Below are 22,526 nucleotides of genomic sequence, written 5' to 3' on the forward strand. Positions count from 1 at the left end.
CACCTGCCCGCAAAGCGATCCCCGCCGGGGTCACCGTACGCGGGCGACCTGCCGCTGCCGGGCGCCGATCACTCGGCAGACCAGGTAGATCAGGAACGAGATCGTGGTGACGAACGTCGATACCGGCGCCCCCGGCGCCAGCGACAGCAGGATCCCGCCGACTGCCGAGATCTCGGCGAAGATCACCGCGAGCACCGTGGCCCGCACCGGATCGGCGGTCAGCTGCGCCGCGGCGGCCGCCGGTGTGATGAGCAGCGCGAGGACCAGCAGGGCGCCCACGATCTGCACGCCGAAGGCGGCGGTGATACCGAGCATCACCGCGAACAGAATCGACAGGGCGCGTACCGGGACCCCGCGGGCCACCGCGACCTCGGGATCGGTGCTGGCGAACAGCAACGGCCGGTAGACGACGGCGAGCACCGCCAGCACTGCCGCGGTACAGGTGGCCAGCAGGGTCAGCCCGCTGAAGCCCACACTGACGACCTGCCCGGTGAGCAGCGAGAACTTCGACCCCGCGCGTTCGGGTCCGAGCCACAGGAACAGCACCGAGAGGCCGAGCCCGAACGACAGCACCACCGCGATCACCGAATCGCGTTCGCGGGCCCGGGTACCGAGAATGCCGAAGAGTACCGCCGCGATCACCGAACCGGCGATCGCGCCGATACCGACCCCGGCGCCGACGAGTAGTGCCGCGGCAGCGCCGGTGAGCGAGAGTTCGCTGGTGCCGTGTACGGCGAACGACATCTGCCGGCTGATGATCAGCGGCCCGATGGCCCCGGCGAGCAGGCCCAGCAGTGCCGCGGCGAGTACGGCCTGTTGTACGAAGTCGTAGCCGAGCAGGTGAACGGTGGTCTGCAGATCGAAGATCTCGGCCAGCACGTCGGAGAGCTTGTCCATCTAGGTGTGTGCCTGTCGGGGTTGCCGGCCGGAGTCGGTGCCTGCCGGGTCGGGAATATGCGGAGTACCGGGGTCGCCGTGGCAGTGGGCGCCGGCGGTGCCGAGCGCATCCATGGTGTCGCCGGTGCCGACCACGACCAGCCGGCCGCGGACACGCAGCACATCGACATCGGTCTGATACAGCTCGGACAGCACCGCCGAGGTCATCACCTCGTCCGGCGTGCCGATCCGGAACTTCCCGTCGACCAGGTAGAGCACCCGGTCCACCAGCGGCAGGATCGGGTTGATCTCGTGGGTGACGAACAGGACGGCTGTGCCGTGATCGCGGCGCCGCCGGTCGATCAGGCCGGAGACGAGTTGCTGACTGGCCAGATCGAGACTGAGCAGGGGCTCATCGCAGAGCAGTACCGCCGGATCGCCGACCAGCGCCTGCGCCACCCGCAGCCGCTGTTGTTCGCCGCCGGACATGCTCTCCAGCGGAGCGCGCGCGAATTTCTCGGCACCGACATCGGCGATCGCGGCGGCGACCTTACGGCGGCGTTCGGCGCGTCCGCGCAGGCCGAGACCCCAGCGGTGCCCGTCCACGCCGAGACCGACCAGATCGGTACCGCGTAACTGCACACCGGCGTCGATGGTGCGCTGCTGCGGGATGTACCCGATATCGGGATGCCCGGCGCGCGGTTCGGCACCGCCGATACGGGCCCGCCCGGCGGACAGGCCCAGCTGGCCGAGCAGTACCCGGAGCAGAGAGGTCTTACCGGAACCGTTGGGGCCGAGCACGGCGATGAACTCGCCCCGGGCGACGCTGAGGTCCAGTTCGCGCCACAGAATGCGGTCGCCGAATCCGAGGGTCGCCGATTCGAGTGCGACCGCCGGCGTCTCGTTCCGGGGTCCGTCCGCCTGTACGACAGTGCGCCCCCGAGTCGGCACGACAGTGCGCTCGCGGTCCGGTGCGGCAGTGCGCGCGTCGGGTGAAACGGCCCCCTGCGTATCGGGCGATACCGTGCCCTGCCCGTCGGGCGATACCGAACTCCGACTGCTGGGCGGTGGAGTGGTCGGCTCCCCGCCGGGCGCATCGAACTGCTGCGTATCGCCAGCGGAGGGTCTCGAGCTGTTGCCGGTGTTGCCTGCGGATGCTTCCGGGCCGTTACTGCCGGTGTCGCCCGCGGACGGTTCCGAGCTGATGCCGGTGTCGCCTGCGGGTGGTTCCGAGCTGTTGCTGCCGGTATCGCCCACGGGTGGTTGTGAACTGTTGCCGCCGGTATCGGCTGCGGGTGGATGTGAACCGTTGCCGGTTTCGCCCATGCGCGGTTGCGACCCGCTGCCGGTCGCGTCTGCACCGTGAGCTGCCGCATTCGTATCCGCGGGCAAGGCCGTATCGGTGCCGGATGGTGTGCCGCGACCGTGTGCCGACGCGGTTTCGCTCATCGGTTGCATCCGTTCGTCGCTTTCGGGCCGGGGTCAGCCGACGGCGTCGGCCAGCGCCTCGGCGTTGCGGGTCTGCCATGTCACGAAATCGAGGCCAGGGGGCAGCGTCTCGGTGACCTCGACCACCGGGATACCGGCCGCGTCGGCCGCCGCCCGTAGATCCTGGCTGACCTTGTCCTCCGTCTGGACGTTGTAGATCAGTACATCGATCTGCCGGCCGGTGACCAGATCGCGGGTCGCGGCGACGGCTGCGGGTGCGGGATCGGTTTCCTGTTCGATCGCTTCCTGGTAGTCACGCGGTGTCCGGTCGACGGTACCGGCGTCCTGGAGCAGGTAGTACGCCAGCGGTTCGGTCTGCAGTACCGGCGTGCCCGGGTGCGCGCCGGCGGTCCGGTCGGTGAGGGTGGTGACCGCGTCGAGCCGGCCGGTGAACTCCGCGGCCCGGTCGGAATATCCCTGCGCGTGCTCGGGATCGAGTTCGCCGAGAGCCGTGCCGATCTGCTCGGCTACCAGCGCGACGGTTTCCATGTCGTACCAGACGTGCTCGTTCGTATCGTTCTGGATCGCGCTGTCGCGGGTCGCGACGGCTTCGACGGCGCGCTGTCCGCGGCCCTCGATCGCCTTGGCCATGAACTCGTCGTAGTGGCCGCCGTTGTACACCACCAGATCGGCGTCGCTGATCTGGGCGGATTCGGCGGCGGAGGTTTCGTGGGAATGTGGGTCGGCGGCGGGATCGGAGATGATCGCCGAAACTTCCGCGTCCGGCCCGGCCACCGTGCTCGCGATATCGGCCCATACATTGGTAGAGGCGACCACCTGCGGTTTGCCCGAATCGTCCCCGCTGGTACCGCACGCGGTGAGTGCCGCGGCCGTCGCCACACCGACGGTGAGCAGTAAGGCGCTACGGGCAGATTTCAGTGACACGGCGTACCTACCAAAGAGTTTAATGGAAATCGTTTCCGTTTTACTTTAGCAGGAGGCGGGAGACCTTCCGAACCGACCGTCCAGTGTCCAACGGCCGCGTCGAGCGCTGCACTTGCGGTCTTTCGTTCGGCCCGCGGGCTTCGCAGGCCGAACACGTTGGTAGGCAGACCCCTTCACGGCCCGCACTCGACTCGACGCAGCTGCCGCGCTCAGCGCGGTCACCGGTCCTACCGCGAATGCCTGAACATGCCTTGTCGCCCACATTCGGTTCTTTGTGTTCAACCCACCCCCGGTACTCCGCCGAGGAGTCCGGGCGCTGGCCGATCGGCCCATAGCGGCGGGTTCGTGCCGCCGCTATGGGCCGGGTGGATCGGTTACGCGCTCAGGCCCCGAGCAACTGGGCGCAGCGGAGCAGGCCCAGATGGCTGTACGCCTGGGGATGGTTGCCCAGGGACCGCTCGGCGACCGGGTCGTACTCCTCGCTGAGCAGCCCCGTCGGACCCGCCACGTCCACCAGCTGCGCGAACAATGCCTCGGCGTCCGACCGCTTCCCGATCAGCAGGTAGGCCTCCACCAGCCAGGCCGCGCAGAGGTGGAACCCGCCTTCGCCGCCGGGCAGCCCGTCGTCGTGGTGGTACCGGTAGACGGTGGAACCGCTGCGCAGCTCCGCTTCGGTGGCCACAACCGTCGCCGCGAACCGGGGATCGGCGGGATCGATCAGGCCGCTCAGCCCGATATGCAGGGTCGCCGCGTCGAGGTCGGTGCCGTCGTAGGCGGCGGTATAGGACTGGACCTCGTCGTTCCAGCCCTTGGCTTTCACCTCTTCGGCGATGGTTTCGCGCAGCGGCAGCCAATCGGCGTCGACCGGGCGGTCGAACTTCTCGGCGAGGGTGAGTGCGCGGTCCACCGTGAGCCAGCCCATCACCTTCGAATACACGTGGTGGCGGGGGTTGCCGCGGATCTCCCAGATGCCGTGGTCGGGTTCGGTCCAGCGCCGCTGTACCGCCGACACCATGGCGTGCACAAGTTCCCAGTCCGCGTCGGGCAGCACCTTGCGGGGGTCGGTGATGCCCTGCTTCTCCCGGGCGTGGGCGAGGCTGGTGATCAGATCCACGATCGGTCCGAAGACATCCAGCTGAACCTGCATATTCGCCGCGTTGCCGACGCGGACCGGACGCGATCCGGCGTAACCGGGCAGCTGATCGATCACCGCTTCCGGGGGCAGCGTTTCGCCGTAGATGGTGTACAGCGGGTGCAGTCGTTCGGGACCCGGCAGGGTTTCCAGGACGCGATGCACCCAGTCCAGGTACTGCTCGGCCTCGCCCAGTGACCCCAGCGCGACCAGTGCGCTCGCGGTCAACGCGGCGTCACGCAGCCAGCAGTAGCGGTAATCCCAGTTGCGTACGCCGCCGATATCCTCGGGCAGCGAGGTGGTGGCCGCCGCCAGGATGGAACCGGACGGCGCGTGCACCAGACCGCGCAGGGTCAGGGCGGAACGTTTCATCAGGTCGGGTTTGAGGGCCGGCAGGTCCAGCGTCCGCGCCCATTCCGACCAGTACAGTTCGGCGATCCGGCGGCGTTCCGGCTCGCTGGTCGCGGCGGGGCCGAGATCGTTCGTTCCGCAGCGCAGCTCCAGGACCACCGGACCCTGGGACGGGTCCACGACGGCGGTTGCCGAATCGTGTACGCCGTCGCTGTGGATCTCCCAGGCGACGCCGGGGGAGCGCAGTACCACCGGGTCGTTGGTGCCCCATACGCGCAGACCGTCGCGTTCCACCTCGATGGATACCGGCACCTGGCCGAATTCGGGCCGGGGTGCGAAGGTCACCTGGGCCGAGGTGGTGCCGGTGATCACGCGGGTGAGATCGGTCCGGTCGGGGTCCACATCATGGGGGAGGTAATCGACGACCGACAGTTTCGCCCAGCGGGTCTCCACCGTCATGGTGCTGTCGATGTAGCGCTGCGAGAGCGGCAGGCCGGGGCGCTGCGGGGTGATCGAGAAATGTCCGGCGTCGAGGCCGCCGAGCAGATGTGCGAATACCGCCGCGGAATCCGGTTCGGGATGGCAGAACCAGGTCACCGTGGCGTCCGGGGTGAGCAATGCCACCGAACGCGGGCTGGCGAGCATGCTCAGGCGTTCGATCGGCGGCGCGCTGGCGCCGGCCAGCCAGGTGCGGCGTTCCTCCAGCAGGTAGGCCAGTGCATGCGAGACCGCCTCGGTGCTGTCCACGCGATATTTGGCCAGCGATTCACCGTCGCCGACCTTGATACCGATATCGGGGCCGGACAGTACTCGGAAGGCTTTCTCATCGGTGACGTCGTCACCGAAGAACACCGCGGCCGAGGCGCTTTCCTGATGCCGCACGGTGCTCAGTGCGGAACCCTTGTCCGTGGGGACGACCGCGAGTTCGATGACGGCCTTCCCCTCGGTCACCTGTACACCGACCCAGGACGCCGGACCCTTCCGGGCCTGGTCGAGCGCGCGGCGCCCCACCTCCGGCGCCGCGTTGCGCACATGCAGTGCGACGCTGGCCGGTTTGACCTCCACGGAGGCGCCGATATTCTCCGCGGCGATCTTGCTCAGGGCCGTGACCACTTCACGCAGCAGCTGTCTGGCGTCGTTGTCGATGGCGTGGACGAAACCCACGTCGAATTCCGAGCCGTGGCTGCCGATCAACTGCACCTCTACCGGCAGTCGGGACAGTGCGGCGAGGTCGCGTAGGGCGCGGCCGGAGATGACCGCGGCGGTGGTGCCGGTCAGCCCGGCCAGTGCGCGTAAGGCCCGGACGGATTCACCGTGCGGGTACGCCTTGGACGGATCGGAGACGATGGGCGCGAGGGTCCCGTCGTAATCCGATGCGACCAGCAGCCGAGGCACGCGCGCGACTGTCGCCAGCGCTCGGCGGAGTTCCAGTGGCAGATCCTGTGCGCTCACGCATCCAACCTATTGATCGGAGTTTTCGTTAAGAGGGGGCGCGCATGACAATACTGTGTCATCATCGCCCGTCCGATTCGGCGGGAAGTGCGGGCGGTTGCCTGCGAAGCCCACACGGATCATGGTAGCCGCGGGTACGCCCCGACGGGGGTCTCGGCAGCTACGGCGAAAACGGGGTCAGCCGGTCAGGAACGGTCGCCGAGCAGCAGGTCGACGGTCAATTCGAGACGTTCGGACACATCGGTCGCCGAGGCCCGGCGAGTGAGCCAGGCAACCAGATTCGACAGCCACACATCGCTGATGACACGGGCGATGGCAAGCTGGCGTTCGGTGGGATCGCCGTCGTTCATGGCGCGGGCGAACACCCGGTCCATCACCTTGCCGACCCGGTCCACCTCAGCGGCCGCGGAGGCGTCGGCGAACATGAACGCGCGGGTCATCGCTTCGGTGAGCAGTGGGTCGCGCTGCATCATGCGGGTGATCTGGGACAGCAGCACATGCATCCGCTCCTCCGGCGATTTGCCGGCCAGCGGTTTGCGCTTGCCCTCGAACTGCTCGAATTCCCGGGCCAGGGCCGAGACCAGGAGGTGCACTTTGGACGGGAAGTACCGGTACAGGGTGCCCACCGCGACATCGGCGCGTTCGGCGACGGCCCGCATCTGCACCGCGTCGTAGCCGCCCTTCGAGGCCAGTGCCAGGGTGGCGTCCAGGATCCGCTTGCGCCGCTCCCGCTGGGCCGCCGAACTCAGTTCGTCCTCCCGCAGCGTGGTGACGGGCGCGGCCGAGGCCGCATCCGAATCGCCGGGCCGGGAACGGGAGGGGCTGGCCATGGAGCGGAGTCCTTTCCGTGACGTGGTCGAGCGCGAGCGGGTCGGTGGGATCATGCCTTGACTTCCGCCCGCCGTGGATATTAGAACATGTTCTAGGTGTGGGAGTCACGCCGGAAAGGCGGTATGGACTGTGACCATCGCCACCACTGACGAGCATAAAGCCGTTCAACAGTCGATGAACGGATGGGCCGCAGCGGCGCAACCGATTGCAACAATGCGGGCCGAGACCACCGGCTTCTGGCGTTCGTACTGGCCAACGCTGACCGAGCTCGGAATCTTCCAAGTAGCGGTGGCCGAGGAGGCAGGAGGCGCGGGCGGATCGGTGACCGATCTGGCCGTTTTCCTCGAACAAGCGGCGCACGACCTGGTCGGCGGCCCGGTGCTGACCACCGCGGTGGCCGGCTACGTGACGGCCGGTGCGCTACCCGAGGATCAGCCCTGCGGGATCGCGCTGGATACGGTCGTCGCCGAGGAGGCCGAACCCGCCGCGGGTTCAGCCGTGCCACAGCTTCGATCGGCCGATGACGCGAACCTGCTCACCGGAACCTGGGAAACGGTGCTCGGCGCCGAATCCGGTACTGCGGTGCTGCTACCGGTCGACACCCCGGACGGCCGGCGCTGGTGTCTGCTGCCGCCGGATACGGGCGGGCTGCAACTGGAACCACTGGAATCACTCGACCTGGCGAGCCCGCTGGCCCGGGTGCGCTGCACCGATGTGCGGGTGGATGCTGCGGCGCTGTTCGCGCCCGCCTACGCCGTCGAAGATCTGCTGGTCGCGCTGGCCGTGGCCGAACTAGCGGGAGTGACCGGCTGGTGCCTGTCCACTGCCGTGGAATACGCGAAGGTCCGCGAGCAGTTCGGCCGCAGTATCGGCTCGTTCCAGGCCGTGAAACATATCTGCGCCTGGATGCTGTGCCGGACCGAACTCATCCGGGCGGTCGCCGCCGATGCCGCGGCCGCCGTGGACACCGGCGCCGCCGAACTGCCCATCGCCGCCGCGATCGCGGCCTCCATCAGCCTCGACGCCGCAGTGGAAACGGCCAAGGATTGCATCCAGGTGCTCGGCGGTATCGGGTTCACCTGGGAGCACGACGCGCACCTGTACCTGCGCCGGGCGGTAGCACTTCGCCAGCTGCTCGGCGGTGGGTCCTACTGGCGTAGCCGGGTCACCGAACTGACCCGCGCCGGGCAGCGGCGCACCACCGGCGCCGACCGGGTGTTCGCGGACGCGGCCGCCGTGGGCGGCACCGATACCGGCGCCGTCACCGACGAGCTCGCCACCGAAGTGACCCGGATCGCTGCCCTGCCGACCGACGAACAGCGCACCGCGCTGGCCGAGGCAGGCATGATCATGCCGCACTGGCCCGAGCCCTACGGCCGCGCCGCCGACCCGATGACCGGTCTGGTGATCTCCGAGGAGTTGCGCCGCGCGGGTCTGACCGTGCCCGATCTGACCATCGGCGGCTGGGCGATCCCGACCCTGCTGCAGCACGGAACGCCCGAGCAGATCGAACGTTTCGCCTGGCCGACCCTGCGCGGCGAAGTGGTCTGGTGCCAGCTGTTCAGCGAACCCGGCGCCGGTTCCGATCTCGCCGCGCTGCGCACCAGCGCCGAACGCACCGAGGGCGGCTGGATCCTGCGCGGCCAGAAGGTGTGGACTTCGCTGGCGAAGGAAGCGAACTGGGCGATCTGCCTGGCCCGCACCGATCCGGCCGCACCGAAGCACAAGGGCATCAGCTACTTCCTGGTCGATATGCGCAGTGCCGGGATCGATATCCGGCCGCTGGTGCAGATCACCGGCGAGGCACGGTTCAGCGAAGTGTTCCTCGACGAGGTGTTCGTACCGGACGACTGTGTGGTCGGCGCGCTCGGCAACGGCTGGAAGATCGCCCGCTCCACGCTGTCCGCGGAACGGGTCGCCATGAGCGGCAACGGTATCGGGCCCGCGCTGGAGGAGCTGATCACCAAACTGCCGGCCACCGGGCGGGGTTCGGAACTGACCAACGACCGGCTGGGCGGTTTCGTCGCCGACGCGATCGCCGGACTGCTGCTGGAACAGCGTGCAGCGGTGCGGATCCTGGCCGGCGCCGATCCGAGCGCGCAGAGCAGTGTGCGCAAATTGGTGGGCGTACGGCACCGGCAGGCGGTCGCCGAGTTCGCGGTACAGGTGGCCGGCCCGGCCGGTGCGCGAACGACCGAGGACACCTCGGAATTCCTGCTCACCCGCTGTCTGTCGATTGCGGGCGGAACCGAGCAGATCCTGTTGACCGTGGCCGCCGAGCGGATCCTGGGCTTGCCCCGCGACGCGGCCGGCTAGTTCGTGCGACGACTGGAGAGCAGAACGTGGACTTCACCCGAGACGAAGCTCAGGAGGCGGTGGCCGAGGTCGTCGTCGGACTCCTGGAGCGACAGGCAGCCCGCGACAGCGCGCTGTGGCCCGAACTGGCGGCGACCGGACTGCTGTCGGTAGCGCTACCGGAGCGGTTCGGCGGCGACGATATGGGTATCGATGCGGTATCGGTGCTGCTGACCGAACTGGCCACCGACGCGGTGGCCGCACCCGCCCTGCCCACCCTGGGTTTCGGTGTCCTGCCCCTGCTGGGTGCGGTACCGGAGAGTGTGGCGGCGGAGGTGTTCCCGGCGGTCGCCGAGGGCGCGGTACTCACCGCTGCCATCAGCGAGCCCGGTGCACCGCTGACCACCGAGCCCACCACCAAGGCGGAGGTCTCCGGCGATACCGTGCGGATCACCGGATACAAGGTCGCGGTGCCGTGCGCGGATCAGGCCCGCTGGCTGCTGGTCACCACGGAATCCGGGGTCGCCGTCGTCGATGCGAAGGCGGCCGGCCTGTCGCTGGCGCCCTCCCCGGTCTCCGGCGGGCTCCCTGAATTCTCGGTGAAACTGGACGGGGTGGAGATTCCGGCCGACCGGTTGCTCGCCGATGCGGGCCCGCGGCTGCACCGGGTCGTACTCGCCGCCATCGGCGCCGTCGCCGACGGATTGCTGTCCGGTGCGGTGAAACTGACTGCCGCGCACGTGGGTACCCGGCAGCAGTTCAACCGGCCACTGGCGGAGTTCCAGGCCGTCGCCCAGCAGATCGCGGACCTGTATGTGGTCTCGCGTACCCTGCACGTCGCGGCGGTTTCCGCGAACTGGGCGCTCGGGCAGAATGCTCCGAGCCCCGAACAGCAGCAGCGGATCGACGACGATCTGAACGTGCTGGCCTATACCGTGGCCGCGGAATTGCCGCGCGCCATGCAGAAATGTCATCACCTGCACGGCGGTATCGGAGTGGATGTCACCCACTCCATGCACCGCTATTACTCACAGTCCAAGGACCTCGCCCGCTGGCTGGGCGGCGCCGCACTGCGGCTCGAACGATTGGGGGCAGGGTGTTCATCGATCTGACCAGCGAACAACGCAAACTTCGTGACGATCTGCGCGCCTATTTCGCCGATCTCGTCACTCCGGAAGAGTCCGCCGAAATGTTGGTCAACCGGCACGGCGACGCCTATCGCGCCGTGGTCCGCCGGATGGGCCACGACGGCTGGCTCGGTGTCGGCTGGCCGAAGGAGTACGGCGGGCACGGATACGGCCCGGTCGAACAGCAGATCTTCTACAACGAGGCCTCCCGCGCCGATGTCCCGCTGCCGCTGGTCACTCTGCTGACCGTCGGCCCGACCCTGCAGAAGTTCGGCACGCAGGAGCAGAAAGAGAAGTTCCTGCCCGGAATCCTTTCCGGCGATATACATTTCGCCATCGGATACTCCGAACCGGAAGCCGGCACCGATCTCGCCGCGCTGCGGACCAGCGCGGTCAAGAACGATTCCGGCGATTGGGTCGTCAACGGCCAGAAGATCTTCACCACCGGCGCGCACGAAGCCGATTACGTCTGGCTGGCCTGCCGCACCGGTTCGGTGGAATCGCGGCATCGCGGGATCACCATCCTGATCGCCGATACCTCTGATCCGGGCTATTCCTGGACGCCGATCATCACCGCCGACGGCGCGCATCACACCAACGCCACCTACTTCGACGACGTCCGGGTTCCGGCGAGCATGCTGGTGGGCGAGGAGAACAAGGGCTGGCGGCTGATCACCACCCAGCTCAATCACGAGCGGGTGAGCCTGGGGCCGTCCGGCAAGATCGAACAGCTCTACGACAAGGTCCACGATTGGGCGAAGCCGCGGGCGATCCTCGACGAACCCGAAGCGCGGCGCGCGCTGGGCCGTATCCACGCCATGACCCGGCTCAACGAACTGTTGAACTGGCAGGTGGCGGCCACCGCGGAGGATCCGGACACCGATCAGGCGCAGGTCATCGCGGATGCTTCGGCGACCAAGATCTTCTCCACCGAATCGCTGCAGGAAGCCGGCCGGCTGGCCGAAGAGGTCGTGGGCCGCTTCGGCGATCCGGCCGATCCGGACACCGCGGAACTGCTGGGCTGGCTGGACCGGCGCACCAAACAGAACCTGGTGGTGACCTTCGGCGGCGGCGTCAACGAGGTCATGCGCGAACTCGTCGCCACCGCGGGCCTGAAACTGCCCCGGGTCCCACGTTGACCGGGTTCGGCCGGATCCCGTGCCCCACCCTCTATCCCTAAGGAGCAGTTCCTTGCCGGATATCAGTACGCCGGAAGAGATCACCGCGGCCGCGGAGAAGATCATGGCGGCCGGCGCCAGCGCGCCCCGGCTCGGCCGGGACCCGGTGAACCAGCCGATGATCAACAACTGGGTGGAGGCCCTGGGCGATACCAACCCGGTGTACGTCGACGAGGCCGCCGCGAAGGCGGCCGGGTTCGACGGGATCGTCGCCCCGCCGGCCATGGCCCAGGTGTGGACCATGCTGGGCCTGGGCGGCCGCCGCCCGGCCGACGACCCCATGGAGGCCACCAACGCCCTGCTCGATTCCGCGGGCTACACCTCGGTGGTCGGCACCAACTGCGAGCAGATCTACCACCGCTACCTGCGGCCCGGCGAAGAGGTGAACATCACCAGCGCGCTGGACAGCATCGTCGGCCCGAAGAAAACCGGGCTCGGAGAAGGGTTCTTCCTCACCTACCGCACCAGCTGGTACGTCGGCGACGAACTCGTCACCGAAATGCTGTTCCGCATCCTGAAATTTGCGCCCGGTACCGGTGCGCCCCCCAAGCCGTCGGCCGCCGATCGCGTCCGGCCGCTGGTTTCCCAGGACACCGAATTCTTCTGGGAAGGCGCGAAAGCCGGCGAGCTGCGCATCCAGAAGCTGCCCGACGGCACGCTGCGCCACCCGCCCGTACCCGCGATCTGGCAGGACAAGACCGAACCCGTCGACTACGTCGTCTCCTCCGGTAAGGGCACCGTGTTCAGTTTCGTCGTGCACCACGCACCCAAGGTCCCCGGTCGCGATCTGCCGTTCGTGGTCGCGCTGGTGGAACTCGAGGAAGGGGTGCGGATGCTGGGCGAACTGCGCGGTATCGAACCCGGCAAGGTCGAGGTGGGACTGCCCGTCGTCGCCGATTTCGAAAAACTGGACGACGATACGGTGCTGCCGTTCTGGAAGGTGATCCCGTGACCACAACATTCGATCCGGCGGCGATCGCGGTGGGCACCGAACTGCCCGAACTGTCCATCCACGCCGACCCGACCTTCGTGATCAGCACCGCCCTGGCCACCCGGGACTTCCAGGATGTGCACCACGACCGGGACAAGGCGATCGAGCGCGGTTCCAAGGATATTTTCGTCAATATCCTCACCGATACCGGCCTGGTACAGCGGTTCGTCACCGACTGGGCGGGCCCGAGCACGGTGGTGAAATCCATTTCGCTGCGACTCGGGGTACCCCTCTACGCCTACGACACCCTGACACTCACCGGAAAGGTGACCGCGCGCGCGGGCTCCGAGGTGAACCTCGAGGTCATCGGCAAGGACAGCCTCGGCGATCACATCGTCGCGAAGGTCGTCATCGATATCGCGCGCTGCGGCGGAGGTACGGAATGAGCAACTCGGATCATCCACTGTCCGGCCGGGCCGCCATCGCGGGTATCGGCGCCACCGATTTCTCCAAGGAATCCGGTCGCAGCGAACTGCGGCTGGCCGCGGAAGCGGTGACCGCCGCGCTCGCCGACGCCGGGCTCACCCCGGCCGATGTCGACGGCCTGACCACCTTCACGATGGATACGAACCTGCAGGTCGCGGTCGCACGGGCCACGGGTATTCCCCAGCTGAAGTTCTTCAGCCATATCGGCTACGGCGGCGGCGCGGCCTGCGCCACCGTGCAGCAGGCGGCGATGGCGGTGGCCACCGGTGTCGCGGACGTGGTGGTGGCCTACCGGGCGTTCAACGAACGTTCGGTATCGCGATTCGGCCAGTTCTCCACCTCGCTGGCCGCGGCGCCGACCTCCTCCGGGATCGACGCCGGCTGGTCGTACCCGCACGGCCTGGGCACACCCGCCGCGCAGGTCGCGATGGTGGCGCGCCGGTACATGCACGTCTACGGCGCGACGAGCGCCGACTTCGGGCGGATCGCCGTCGCGGACCGCAAACACGCCGCGGTCAACCCGAACGCCTTCTTCTACAACAAGCCGATCACCCTCGACGATCACCAGAAGTCGCGCTGGATCGCCGAACCGCTGCACCTGCTGGACTGCTGCCAGGAATCCGACGGCGGGGTCGCGATCGTGGTGACCAGTGCGGAACGGGCCCGCGATCTGCCCAACCCGTCCGCCGTGATCACCGCCGCCGCCCAGGGCAGCGGGGCCGACCAGTACGTGATGACCAGCTACTACCGTGACGCGCTCACCGGGCTCCCGGAAATGGGCCTCGTCGGCGACCAGCTGTGGGAACAGAGCGGTTTGCGTCCCGACGATATCCAGACCGCAATTCTGTACGACCACTTCACTCCTTTTGTGCTCATGCAGCTGGAGGAACTGGGATTCTGCGGGCGCGGTGAGGCGAAGGATTTCATCGCGGACGGGGCAATCGAAATCGGTGGAAAACTACCGATCAACACCCACGGCGGACAATTGGGTGAGGCGTATATCCACGGGATGAACGGTATCGCCGAAGGGGTCCGGCAATTGCGTGGAACCTCGGTGAATCAGGTCGAAAATGTGGAGAACGTACTGGTCACCGCCGGTACCGGGGTGCCGACCTCGGGTTTGGTGCTCAGCGCCGACCACGCCGCCTGAGCCGGTCCCGGGCGGCCGGAGCGAATACGTTAGGTCGCCCGGTACCAGCGGTGGGTAGACGGAGCGGGGATGCTTCGAGGGTTCCGGCCCTGAGCTGAATCGGAGCGCTCCCCAGCAGGGCGGTATCGCGGCTCGCGCGCTGACCACGGTCGCAGGCTCTTCTCGGTTCGAGTGTTCATTCGAAGTAGGCGGCATAGGCGCTGCTCGGCGCAATCGTCGGCGGTGTGGTTCGTGGCCGACACAGAACCCCCAGGAGGCCTGCACACCGGCCGGCCTCAATGTTTGCTCGATCGGTGGCCGGTGGGTGCACACGCGCGTCGAGCCCTCGCCGGGTCGTGTTCGCGTCAATCCTGATGGACGGGCGACGCCGGCCGCCGCTCACGGCCTCTCGATTGCGTATCGGTCGAGTTGGGAGTCGTGGCCCCCCGTTTCGCGGGGCCGTTTCCGGTGCACCCGCACGCTTGTGAGTTTTCACAGTCGGGAACAAGATATAACTGTCGATTACGCAATGGGCAGTAGGTTTGCCGGCAAGGGGCTGGTAAAGATGAAAAACTCGTCATTTCATATTCTCGAATCACTCCCGGACCGGCCGTCCGGCATGTAAATATGTGGCAGTTCTTGGCAATACACATGGTGGAGTCGAAGTTTTGGCCGGGTCGCGGGCGCTGATCGCGCGCATTGTGGCGGTGTTCGCGCTGCTGTTCTGCGCTGTCGTCGCGCTGCGCGGACATATTCCGGGGATGCCGGAAAACCCGGCGGAAAACGCCGGCGGCGCCTCCGCGGTGCTGTCGGTGGTCCTCATGCCCGTCCTGCTCACCGTCTCGATCGTGGTGCTGCTGGCCGGGGTCATCGCCAGCCAGCACCGGCTGCCGCTGGCCATGCCCGACCTGGACGCCGACGAATCCGAACAGAACTGGCGGCTGGGGCGCTTCGGGGTGATCGTGCTGTTCGCGCTGGCCGTCGCCGGCGTGCTGGCGTCAATGGTTTTCGCCGTCTATTTCATCGGGTTCCAGCGCCCCGGCGAGCAGATTCCGGCGGCCCCGGAGCAGGGTTCCGAACAGCCCGCCCCGCCTGCTGTACCGCCCGGTATGGAGGAAGACGAGCCGGTGCTCACCGGTACCGGGCTCATCCTGGCCACCGCCGCCGCCGCGACCTTGGTGGCCGTGGCGGTGACAGGCCTGGTGGTTGTCACCGTGAACACCCAGCGCCGGGAACGCAGATCCGAATCCGAAGAATCCGCGGGCGTCGACGACGAGCAGTTGCGTGAGGAGACCCTGTCCCTGGTGAAAGCCGCCGAGATGGGGTTGGCCGCGATGAACGCCCCCGGCCAGGACCCGCGCACCGCGATCATCGCCTGCTATCTGGCGATGGAACGCGGGCTCGCCTACGCCCGCGCCGCGGCGCCGCTGGCCTCCGACACCCCCATGGAGGTGCTGGCCCGCGCCTTCGAGCACGGAGCCCTGCACGATGCCGCCGCCCGCGAGCTGGTCGCGTTGTTCGAGGAGGCCCGGTTCAGCCCACACGCCATGCTGGAGTGGCAGCGGATGCGTGCCGAACAGTTGTTGCGCGTGGTGCTGTCCGATCTTCAAGGCACATCGTCGCTCGGCGCATCCGATGCGGAACTACCGGATCGAGCGGCGTATCTGCCCGGCGGGACGGTGGCCCGATGACCCGCCCCTGGATAGTGGTGACCGCGATCCTCGCCGTCGCCGTTTTCGAGATCGTGGCCTATCTGCGGGCCCGCGAATTCATGTTGATCGCCGCCGGAGTGCCGGTGGCGATCGCGTTGTGCTGCTTCGTCTGGGTGCTGCTGCGCCCGGAGAAGAAAGAGAAGGAACTCGTCGACGAGATGGAGAACGGGCCCGCCGAAATGCTGCGCCACTGGCATGCCCGCGCCGAAATGCTTGTCGATCGTGCCGACGGAAACCGTGCCGACTGGGATCGGCATCTACGCCCGCTGCTGGCCAAGGAGTTCCAATTGTCCGCCGGATTGCGGGTCAGCAAGAACCGGCGGGCGCTGGAAAGTGCCGGTATCCATCTCTTCGGCGCCGAATTGTGGCGCTGGGTGGATCCGGCGGATTCGGCGTTGCGTGACCAGAACACGCCCGCGCCGGGTCGCGCGGCTCTGGACGAGATCCTGAGCCGCCTTCGAAGAATGTGAGATGGGTCGACGCATTGCGAGTAAAGACATGACGATGCCCTTGGACGCGACTGTCCAACGCACCGAAGCCGTGCTCCGGGAGGTTTCCCGGGTCGTGGTCGGTAAACGTGACGAGCTACAGCTCATCATGATCGCGATCCTGTCCGGCGGGCATGTGCTCATCGAGGACCTGCCCGGTCTGGGCAAAACATTGATCGCCCGTTCGTTCGCGGCGGCGCTCGGCCTGGATTTCACCCGGGTGCAGTTCACCCCCGACCTGTTGCCCGCCGATCTGCTCGGCTCCACCATCTACGACATGTCCACCGGCCGCTTCACTTTCCGCCGGGGCCCGGTGTTCACCCATATGCTGCTCGCCGACGAGGTGAACCGCACTCCGCCGAAAACCCAGGCGGCGCTGCTGGAGGCGATGGCCGAAGGCCAGGTGAGTATCGACGGCGAAACCTTCCCACTGCCGCAGCCGTTCGTGGTGCTCGCCACCGACAACCCGATCGAATACGAGGGCACCTACCCGCTGCCGGAAGCGCAGCTGGACCGTTTCGCAATTCAACTGCGTCTCGGTTATCTCTCCGAACTCGACGAAACAGAGATGATCCGGCGCCGGCTGGAACGCGGTGCGGTGCAGCCGCGGGTGAATCAGGTGGTGGACGCGAAGGGCCTGCTGGAAATGCGGCACGCGGTCGAATTCGTTTCCGTGCACCCGGATGTGGTGGGCTATGTGGTGGCGCTGGCTTCGGCGACTCGCGCGCATGCGCAGGTGGAGGTCGGTGCCAGTCCGCGGTCGGAACTGGATCTGGTGCAGATGGCGCGCGCCCGTGCGCTGCTGAACGGCCGCGACTACGTCATCCCCGAAGATGTGAAAGCCCTCGCCGTACCCGCCATGGCGCATCGCATCACCCTGCGGCCGGAAATGTGGGTGCGCCGGATCCGCGGCGAGGATGTGATCGGCGAACTCCTGCGCCGGCTTCCGGTTCCGCGCGCCGCCACGCAATGAGACACCGCGACGCCACCGCCACCGTCGAGGCGAGGTTGCGCTGGCGCCCCGCCCCGCTGACCTATCTGCTCGCCATCGCCTCGGCGGTCGCGCTGTTCGGCGCGGTGATCTCGGCCAGCTGGCAGCTGGTGGTTTTCGCCGCGCCCATGCTCGGGGTGCTGGCCAGCGCGCCGTGGCAGGTATCGCGCACCCGGATCCAGGTGGACGGCGCCGGCACCCAGCGGTGTTTCGAGGGGGAGCAGGTCACGATCAGCATTGCCGCATTCGTCGACCAGGGGCACGCCCTGCTGCGCTGCAAACCGGTGGTCACCGACGGGATGACGGTCACCATCGACGAATCGTCGGATTCCGGGACAGCGCCCGCCGGATTGCGGCTGACGGTATCGGCGCAGCGGTGGGGTCGCTATCCGATCTCGGTGCGGGTGAAGGCTTTGAGCCCAGCCGGGATGGCGCTGGCCACCGTCACCCTGCCCGCCGGGGAAATCTTCGTCTACCCGGTCACCGACCCTCAGCGAATACCGCTGCCGCGCACCGAACTTCCCGAACGACTCGGCGTGCACCTGACCCGCCGGCACGGCCCGGGCGTGGAGTACGCAGATATCCGCGCCTACGCGCCCGGCGACCAGCTCCGCATCGTGAACTGGCCGGTGAGTGCCCGCCGCGGCCGGTTGTATGTGACCGAACGCCTGACCAACCGCTCCGCCGACGTCGTCGTCCTGGTGGACACCTCCCAGCAGGCCCCCGGGCCGGCCACCGACGCCCTCGAACTCTCGGTCCGCGGTGCCGCGCAGGTGGTGCAATCGACCTTGCAGGCCGGCGACCGCACCGCCGTGGTCTGCCTCGGCCGATCGCCCCGCTGGCTACGCCCCGATATCGGCCGCCGCCAGTTCTACCGCATCGTCGACACCGTCCTCGACGTCGGTGACGAGCACATCCCCACCACCGGGACCCTCGCGCCGTGGGCCGCCGTCCCGCTCGGTGCGGTCGTCGTCGCGTTCTCCACGCTGCTGGACACCCAGTTCGCGCTCGCCCTCATCGACCTGCGCAAACGAGGTCACGTGGTGGTGGCGGTGGATGTGCTGCGCGGCAGCCCGTTCGCCGGCGACCTCGACCCCACCATGGAGAAGATGTGGCAGCTCGAGCGGATGTCGATGTACCGCGATATGAGCACGGTCGGCGTCGATATCGTCGGCTGGGCCGCCGACACCCGCCTCGACCAGACCATGCGTCTGCTACCCCGGCACCGGCGGATGAGGCGGGTACGCCGATGACCAAATTCCTCGCCCACCTCTCCGGAACACTGCTGGTGCTACTGGTCGCGTTGATCCAGCCGTGGGCGGCCCCCGCCGCGATCATCCTGGTGATCATCGGCTGGTGGTGGCGTCTCGCCGCCGTCGGCGCGGTGCTGCTGGTGATCGGAGTCCTGGGCCTGTCCGAGGCCGGGCTGATCGCGGCCGCCGCCGCGGGCCTGGTCGCGACCACCTACCTGCTGAACATCGCCACCGTCACGGCCCCGCGCGGGGTGGTTCCGACAACACTGCCGTCGGTGATCGGTGCCGTCGTCTGGACCGGCGCTGCGGCCGCCGCGGCCGCGCTTCCCGTGGAACTGGCCTGGTCGCCGGTGGCGGCGCCGGTCCTGGTGATCCTGCTGTCTTCGATCCTCACCTACAGCATCACCGCCACCCGCCGCCGTCCGGCGAAACCGGTTACCGGGACCGTCGCCGGCGAAGGCGCGCCGCCGCCCGGGTGAGCCCGCCCACCGGCCGCGGACCCACTCACCCGCGAGGCTTCCGGTTGACGAGGGTGATGTCGCCGCCGTAGTGGTCGAGGACCCGGGGATCCATGACCGCGCGCCACAGCGGAGGCACGGCTGCGAGCAGGACCATGGTGGCGTAACCGAACGGCAGCTGAGGTGCTTCCTGTGAGCTGCGTAGCGTCTGGTAGCGGCGGCCGGGGTTGGCGTGGTGGTCGCTGTGGCGTTGCAGATGCAGCAGGAAGACATTGGTGACCAGGCGGTCGCTGTTCCAGCTGTGCCGGGGTGAGCATCGTTCGTATCGGCCGTCGGGCCGGCGTGCGCGCAGCAATCCGTAGTGCTCGAGATAATTCACGGTCTCGAGCAAGCCGATGCCGATCACGGCTTGCAACGCCAGGAAGGGAACGATGCCGGGCCCGAATACGACAGTCATCGCCCCGAACAACACGGCGCTCATCGACCACGCCTGAAGTAGCTGATTATCACGGCAGAACCATCTTTTTCCCTTGCGGGAGAGCCGTTCCCGCTCCAGCGTGAGCGCCGACCGGAAACCGCCGCCGACGCTGCGCGGGATGAAAGCCCACAACGATTCGCCGAAGCGGGCGCTGGCCGGATCTCCGGGGGTGGCGACACGGACATGGTGGCCGCGGTTGTGCTCCACGAAGAAATGGCCGTACCCGGACTGTGCCAGTGCGATCTGCGCCAGCCGGCGTTCGAGGTGTTCGGCCCGGTGGCCGAGTTCGTGGGCGGCATTGATGCCGATACCGGAAACCAGTCCCATCGTCACGGTCAGCCCCAGTTTGTCGACGAGCTGTAGCTCGGAACTCGACCACATATATCCCGCGATGGCCAGGCCGGTGAACTGGATCGGCAGGAATAGGAACGTGCACCAGCGGTAATAGCGATCCTTGGACAAGGCCTCGTAGTCCTCGTCTCGCGGGCTGCTGCCATCGCAGCCCATCGTGACATCCAAAATCGGAATCACCCCGAACACCACGATGGGACCGATCCACCAGAACAACGCCAGCCCCGTGAACTCGACCAGTTGCCCCGGCAGGAGCGCGCAACCCGGCGCTACGGTACTCAGAATCCACAGGCGACGTTTGGGATCACGCGCGCTCGGCCGTCCGAGTAGCGCCGGATCACGCTCCCGTGGCCGACCGGCGCCCCGGGATCGCGACAGTCCCGCCGCCGAATCAGGGCGCCGGAGCACCGGCACAGGTCTGGACTTCACCGGATCAAGGCAGTGCCGCGCAGTTCACCGGGGCGGGCACACCTGCGAGGCGATCGGTCACCCACGGCACCGACGTGGTCACCGACGGGAAGAACGCCATATCGTGTGTGCTCAGGAACCCGGATATGGGCGGTACGCCGGCGTCGGCTTCCAGCTGAACCTGTGTGCCGCCACCGCACCAACTCGCGGCGATACCGCGAGCGGCCGGGAACATGTCATCGTTGCGCGCCGAGTAGATACGCACCGGCACGGCCGGAGCCGTCCCGCCGAGCCGCTGTTCGTCGAACGCCTTCTTCAATTCCGGCGAGCTTTCGATCACCGCATTGATCGGCTGTCCACTGGTGGTCCAGCGGGACGTGTGCTGCGGTTGCGTGAGGGTGTTGGACAGGCCACCGCCGCATTTGCCGATCGAACCGTTCAGGATCGCCTTACCGGTGTCGTTCAGGACGGCGTCGAGTACGGGCCGGGTTTCGGGGTAATCGGCGGCGATACCGTTGAGGATCCACGCGATGGCGGGCGCGACCCCGGGCATGCCGTCGCTGCGCGCGATATATTCCGCGGGACCGGCCGGGGGGCCACCCACATAGGCGCCGCGGATGTTCAACTCGGGGGCATACACCGGTTGCAGTTCGGCCGCCGCCGCTGCTGCCATCCCGCCCTGCGAGTAGCCGTAGAGTACGACCGGCGAGCCGGGATGGAAGCCGCTGCCGGGCAGGTGCAACGCGGCACGGGCGGCATCCAGGACCGCGTAACCCTGGGTTTTGCGATTGAGGAAGTTGTGGACACCCGGGGCGGCGAGGTCGTGATAGTCGGTCATCATCACCGCCATGCCCTGGGCCAGCAGGTATTGGATCGCCATGACGTCGTATTCGAAAACCATATCGGCCGGCGGCTGGAACCGGACCACCTGCGACACCATCGCCGACGGCGCGCATTCGGGGCCCTGCCCCTGCGTACCGCCCGCATAAGCGACCAACGGGCGTTCCCCCGGACCGCGCCACGGCGCGGTCGGCTCCATGTACGTGCCCACCACCGTGGTCGGGGCATCATGGGTATCGCTGCTGGCATAGGTGAGCCGTGTCGACCGCACCGGTGTCGTTCCGGGCAGCCCCGGCACGGGCAAGGCCACCTGCGATACCTCGGTACGAAGAATCTCGCCCCCGGGGCCTTGCGACTGCGATAGCCCCGGTTGTGTCCAGGCGGATGGTGCGACCGCCACGGCGCCGGCGACCATGAGAGATCCCGACAGCACTGCGACCCACGCGCGTTTTCCGGACTTCATAGCGATCCTCCTGCGTACGGCTGGTCCCGGCAGCTATCGAACCGAAAGGCGCCGTGAACGCGAGCGCAACACCAAGGGCTTCGAGCAGAAAACGTGGCGCCTCGACTCGATAGTTCTAGATCGACTTGCGAGTATCGCTGGTCGAACGCGGAACCGGGCATATATGCACGTCGTGTCGCCGAAGAATCCGAGACCGGGCTCCGGCCGGGTAACAGTTCGGTCCCGGTTCGGTCGACCGGGCTCGGGCCGATTACACCGCAGTAGCGGCGGGTTCAGTCCCGCCGGGTGTCGGGATCGACGCGAACCCGACCGAACCCCTCGTCCAGGAGAGCTGCGCGGTCCGCCTTTCCGCCCGACCGCACCCACTCGCCGGATACGGCGTCGAGCACCGCGGTCGCTGCGTTGGTGAGCAGATCCGCGGTGTAGGCGTCGATATCCGCACCCGAGCGAGTTCGCAGTGCTTCGCTGACGCGCCGGCGCCATTCGGTGCGCCGGTGGTGCAGCCCGCCGACGAGCGCGGGTGTTGTTTGGATGAGGCGGAGGGTGGCGAATGCCTGCTCGCCGGCGTGGATCTCGTCTTGCCAGGCCCGCAGGACATGGTGCAACGCCGCCCAGGGGTCTTCTTCGGGGGGCCGGGCGGCGATGCCGGCGACCACCTTCTCTCCGGTGAGGTCGATACCGTCGAAGACGACGTCTTCTTTGGTGGGGAAATATCGGAAGAAGCTGCGTTTGGTCATCCCGGCCGAGTCGGCGATCTCCTCGACGGTCGTCTCGTCGAACCCCTTACGGACAAACAGGTCGAGGGCTACCTGCGCGATTTCGGCCTGGACTGCTCGGCGGGTCCGTTCACGCAGTCCTTCTGTCATGCACTCAGACTACTTTGTGTCATTTGGTGGCTATAATGTCACCAAGTGACAGCCGAT

Annotated in this window: 19 protein-coding genes; 11 read left to right on the plus strand and 8 right to left on the minus strand. The window is 67.6% G+C overall.

Features of this window, described 5'->3' with window-relative positions; all coding sequences use genetic code 11:
• Positions 1 to 30 precede the first annotated feature (30 nt).
• The 5 genes from ON22_RS01925 to kstR form a co-directional block, all read right to left on the minus strand.
• Entirely contained in the window at positions 31 to 897 is an 867-nt protein-coding gene (locus tag ON22_RS01925) for a metal ABC transporter permease (protein WP_033243986.1), read from the minus strand.
• Positions 898 to 1,827: a metal ABC transporter ATP-binding protein gene (locus tag ON22_RS01930; RefSeq protein WP_051157083.1), complete on the minus strand. Its 930-nt coding sequence runs from the start codon at positions 1,825 to 1,827 to the stop codon at positions 898 to 900.
• A gap of 531 nt (positions 1,828 to 2,358) precedes the next feature.
• Positions 2,359 to 3,249 carry a metal ABC transporter solute-binding protein, Zn/Mn family gene (locus ON22_RS01935; RefSeq protein ID WP_051157061.1) on the minus strand — a complete coding sequence of 297 codons (891 nt, stop codon included), beginning with the start codon at positions 3,247 to 3,249 and terminating at the stop codon, positions 2,359 to 2,361.
• A gap of 382 nt (positions 3,250 to 3,631) precedes the next feature.
• Positions 3,632 to 6,184, minus strand: a complete 2,553-nt coding sequence (gene otsB / locus ON22_RS01940) for a trehalose-phosphatase (RefSeq protein WP_033243987.1) — start codon at positions 6,182 to 6,184, stop codon at positions 3,632 to 3,634.
• A gap of 185 nt (positions 6,185 to 6,369) precedes the next feature.
• The gene (kstR, locus tag ON22_RS01945; protein WP_033243988.1) at positions 6,370 to 7,014 is read right to left on the minus strand and encodes a cholesterol catabolism transcriptional regulator KstR; all 645 of its coding nucleotides are present in this window, start codon (positions 7,012 to 7,014) and stop codon (positions 6,370 to 6,372) included.
• A gap of 130 nt (positions 7,015 to 7,144) precedes the next feature.
• Between kstR and ON22_RS01950 the strand changes: the two genes are divergently transcribed.
• From ON22_RS01950 to ON22_RS02000, 11 genes are all read left to right on the plus strand, one after another.
• On the plus strand, positions 7,145 to 9,331 hold the full coding sequence (locus ON22_RS01950; RefSeq protein WP_033243989.1) for an acyl-CoA dehydrogenase family protein: 2,187 nt from the start codon (positions 7,145 to 7,147) through the stop codon (positions 9,329 to 9,331).
• Positions 9,332 to 9,357: 26 nt separating this feature from the next.
• Complete coding sequence (locus tag ON22_RS01955) at positions 9,358 to 10,422, plus strand: acyl-CoA dehydrogenase family protein (RefSeq protein ID WP_033243990.1); 1,065 nt, start codon at positions 9,358 to 9,360, stop codon at positions 10,420 to 10,422.
• A complete protein-coding gene (locus ON22_RS01960) occupies positions 10,407 to 11,576 on the plus strand; it encodes an acyl-CoA dehydrogenase family protein (protein WP_033243991.1) in 1,170 nt (389 codons plus the stop codon). The genes ON22_RS01955 and ON22_RS01960 overlap by 16 nt, the downstream gene beginning before the upstream one ends.
• 103 nt (positions 11,577 to 11,679) lie before the next feature.
• The gene (locus ON22_RS01965; RefSeq protein WP_051157084.1) at positions 11,680 to 12,567 is read left to right on the plus strand and encodes a bifunctional MaoC family dehydratase N-terminal/OB-fold nucleic acid binding domain-containing protein; all 888 of its coding nucleotides are present in this window, start codon (positions 11,680 to 11,682) and stop codon (positions 12,565 to 12,567) included.
• On the plus strand, positions 12,564 to 12,992 hold the full coding sequence (locus tag ON22_RS01970; protein WP_033243993.1) for a MaoC family dehydratase: 429 nt from the start codon (positions 12,564 to 12,566) through the stop codon (positions 12,990 to 12,992). Before ON22_RS01965 ends, ON22_RS01970 begins: the two co-directional genes overlap by 4 nt.
• Positions 12,989 to 14,182: a lipid-transfer protein gene (locus tag ON22_RS01975; RefSeq protein ID WP_033243994.1), complete on the plus strand. Its 1,194-nt coding sequence runs from the start codon at positions 12,989 to 12,991 to the stop codon at positions 14,180 to 14,182. The genes ON22_RS01970 and ON22_RS01975 overlap by 4 nt, the downstream gene beginning before the upstream one ends.
• A gap of 647 nt (positions 14,183 to 14,829) precedes the next feature.
• Positions 14,830 to 15,852 carry a DUF4129 domain-containing protein gene (locus ON22_RS01980; RefSeq protein ID WP_063820516.1) on the plus strand — a complete coding sequence of 341 codons (1,023 nt, stop codon included), beginning with the start codon at positions 14,830 to 14,832 and terminating at the stop codon, positions 15,850 to 15,852.
• Positions 15,849 to 16,343: a hypothetical protein gene (locus tag ON22_RS01985; RefSeq protein WP_033243995.1), complete on the plus strand. Its 495-nt coding sequence runs from the start codon at positions 15,849 to 15,851 to the stop codon at positions 16,341 to 16,343. The genes ON22_RS01980 and ON22_RS01985 overlap by 4 nt, the downstream gene beginning before the upstream one ends.
• Before the next feature lie 28 nt (positions 16,344 to 16,371).
• Positions 16,372 to 17,334 carry an AAA family ATPase gene (locus ON22_RS01990; protein ID WP_033243996.1) on the plus strand — a complete coding sequence of 321 codons (963 nt, stop codon included), beginning with the start codon at positions 16,372 to 16,374 and terminating at the stop codon, positions 17,332 to 17,334.
• The gene (locus tag ON22_RS01995) at positions 17,331 to 18,605 is read left to right on the plus strand and encodes a DUF58 domain-containing protein (protein ID WP_033243997.1); all 1,275 of its coding nucleotides are present in this window, start codon (positions 17,331 to 17,333) and stop codon (positions 18,603 to 18,605) included. Before ON22_RS01990 ends, ON22_RS01995 begins: the two co-directional genes overlap by 4 nt.
• Positions 18,602 to 19,084 carry a hypothetical protein gene (locus ON22_RS02000; RefSeq protein ID WP_063820517.1) on the plus strand — a complete coding sequence of 161 codons (483 nt, stop codon included), beginning with the start codon at positions 18,602 to 18,604 and terminating at the stop codon, positions 19,082 to 19,084. Before ON22_RS01995 ends, ON22_RS02000 begins: the two co-directional genes overlap by 4 nt.
• Positions 19,085 to 19,109: 25 nt before the next feature.
• Here the strand turns inward: ON22_RS02000 and ON22_RS02005 are convergent, their stop codons facing one another.
• From ON22_RS02005 to ON22_RS02015, 3 genes are all read right to left on the minus strand, one after another.
• Positions 19,110 to 20,177 carry an alkane 1-monooxygenase gene (locus ON22_RS02005; RefSeq protein ID WP_081595275.1) on the minus strand — a complete coding sequence of 356 codons (1,068 nt, stop codon included), beginning with the start codon at positions 20,175 to 20,177 and terminating at the stop codon, positions 19,110 to 19,112.
• A 148-nt stretch (positions 20,178 to 20,325) separates the two neighbouring features.
• On the minus strand, positions 20,326 to 21,603 hold the full coding sequence (locus ON22_RS02010) for a lipase family protein (protein ID WP_033243998.1): 1,278 nt from the start codon (positions 21,601 to 21,603) through the stop codon (positions 20,326 to 20,328).
• A gap of 272 nt (positions 21,604 to 21,875) precedes the next feature.
• On the minus strand, positions 21,876 to 22,469 hold the full coding sequence (locus ON22_RS02015) for a TetR family transcriptional regulator (protein WP_033243999.1): 594 nt from the start codon (positions 22,467 to 22,469) through the stop codon (positions 21,876 to 21,878).
• Positions 22,470 to 22,526 lie beyond the last annotated feature (57 nt).

Source organism: Nocardia carnea NBRC 14403, from assembly GCF_000308515.1.
Taxonomy (GTDB): domain Bacteria; phylum Actinomycetota; class Actinomycetes; order Mycobacteriales; family Mycobacteriaceae; genus Nocardia; species Nocardia carnea.

Bases quoted from the DNA above. Each gene is read 5' to 3' on its own strand.
- ON22_RS01925 (WP_033243986.1), bottom strand. From the start codon at position 897: ATGGACAAGCTCTCCGACGTGCTGGCCGAGATCTTCGATCTGCAGACC.
- kstR (WP_033243988.1), bottom strand. From the start codon at position 7,014: ATGGCCAGCCCCTCCCGTTCCCGGCCCGGCGATTCGGATGCGGCCTCG.
- ON22_RS01965 (WP_051157084.1), top strand. From the start codon at position 11,680: ATGGCGGCCGGCGCCAGCGCGCCCCGGCTCGGCCGGGACCCGGTGAAC.
- ON22_RS01975 (WP_033243994.1), top strand. From the start codon at position 12,989: ATGAGCAACTCGGATCATCCACTGTCCGGCCGGGCCGCCATCGCGGGT.
- ON22_RS01985 (WP_033243995.1), top strand. From the start codon at position 15,849: ATGACCCGCCCCTGGATAGTGGTGACCGCGATCCTCGCCGTCGCCGTT.
- ON22_RS01990 (WP_033243996.1), top strand. From the start codon at position 16,372: ATGACGATGCCCTTGGACGCGACTGTCCAACGCACCGAAGCCGTGCTC.
- ON22_RS01995 (WP_033243997.1), top strand. From the start codon at position 17,331: ATGAGACACCGCGACGCCACCGCCACCGTCGAGGCGAGGTTGCGCTGG.
- ON22_RS02000 (WP_063820517.1), top strand. From the start codon at position 18,602: ATGACCAAATTCCTCGCCCACCTCTCCGGAACACTGCTGGTGCTACTG.
- ON22_RS02010 (WP_033243998.1), bottom strand. From the start codon at position 21,603: ATGAAGTCCGGAAAACGCGCGTGGGTCGCAGTGCTGTCGGGATCTCTC.
- ON22_RS02015 (WP_033243999.1), bottom strand. From the start codon at position 22,469: ATGACAGAAGGACTGCGTGAACGGACCCGCCGAGCAGTCCAGGCCGAA.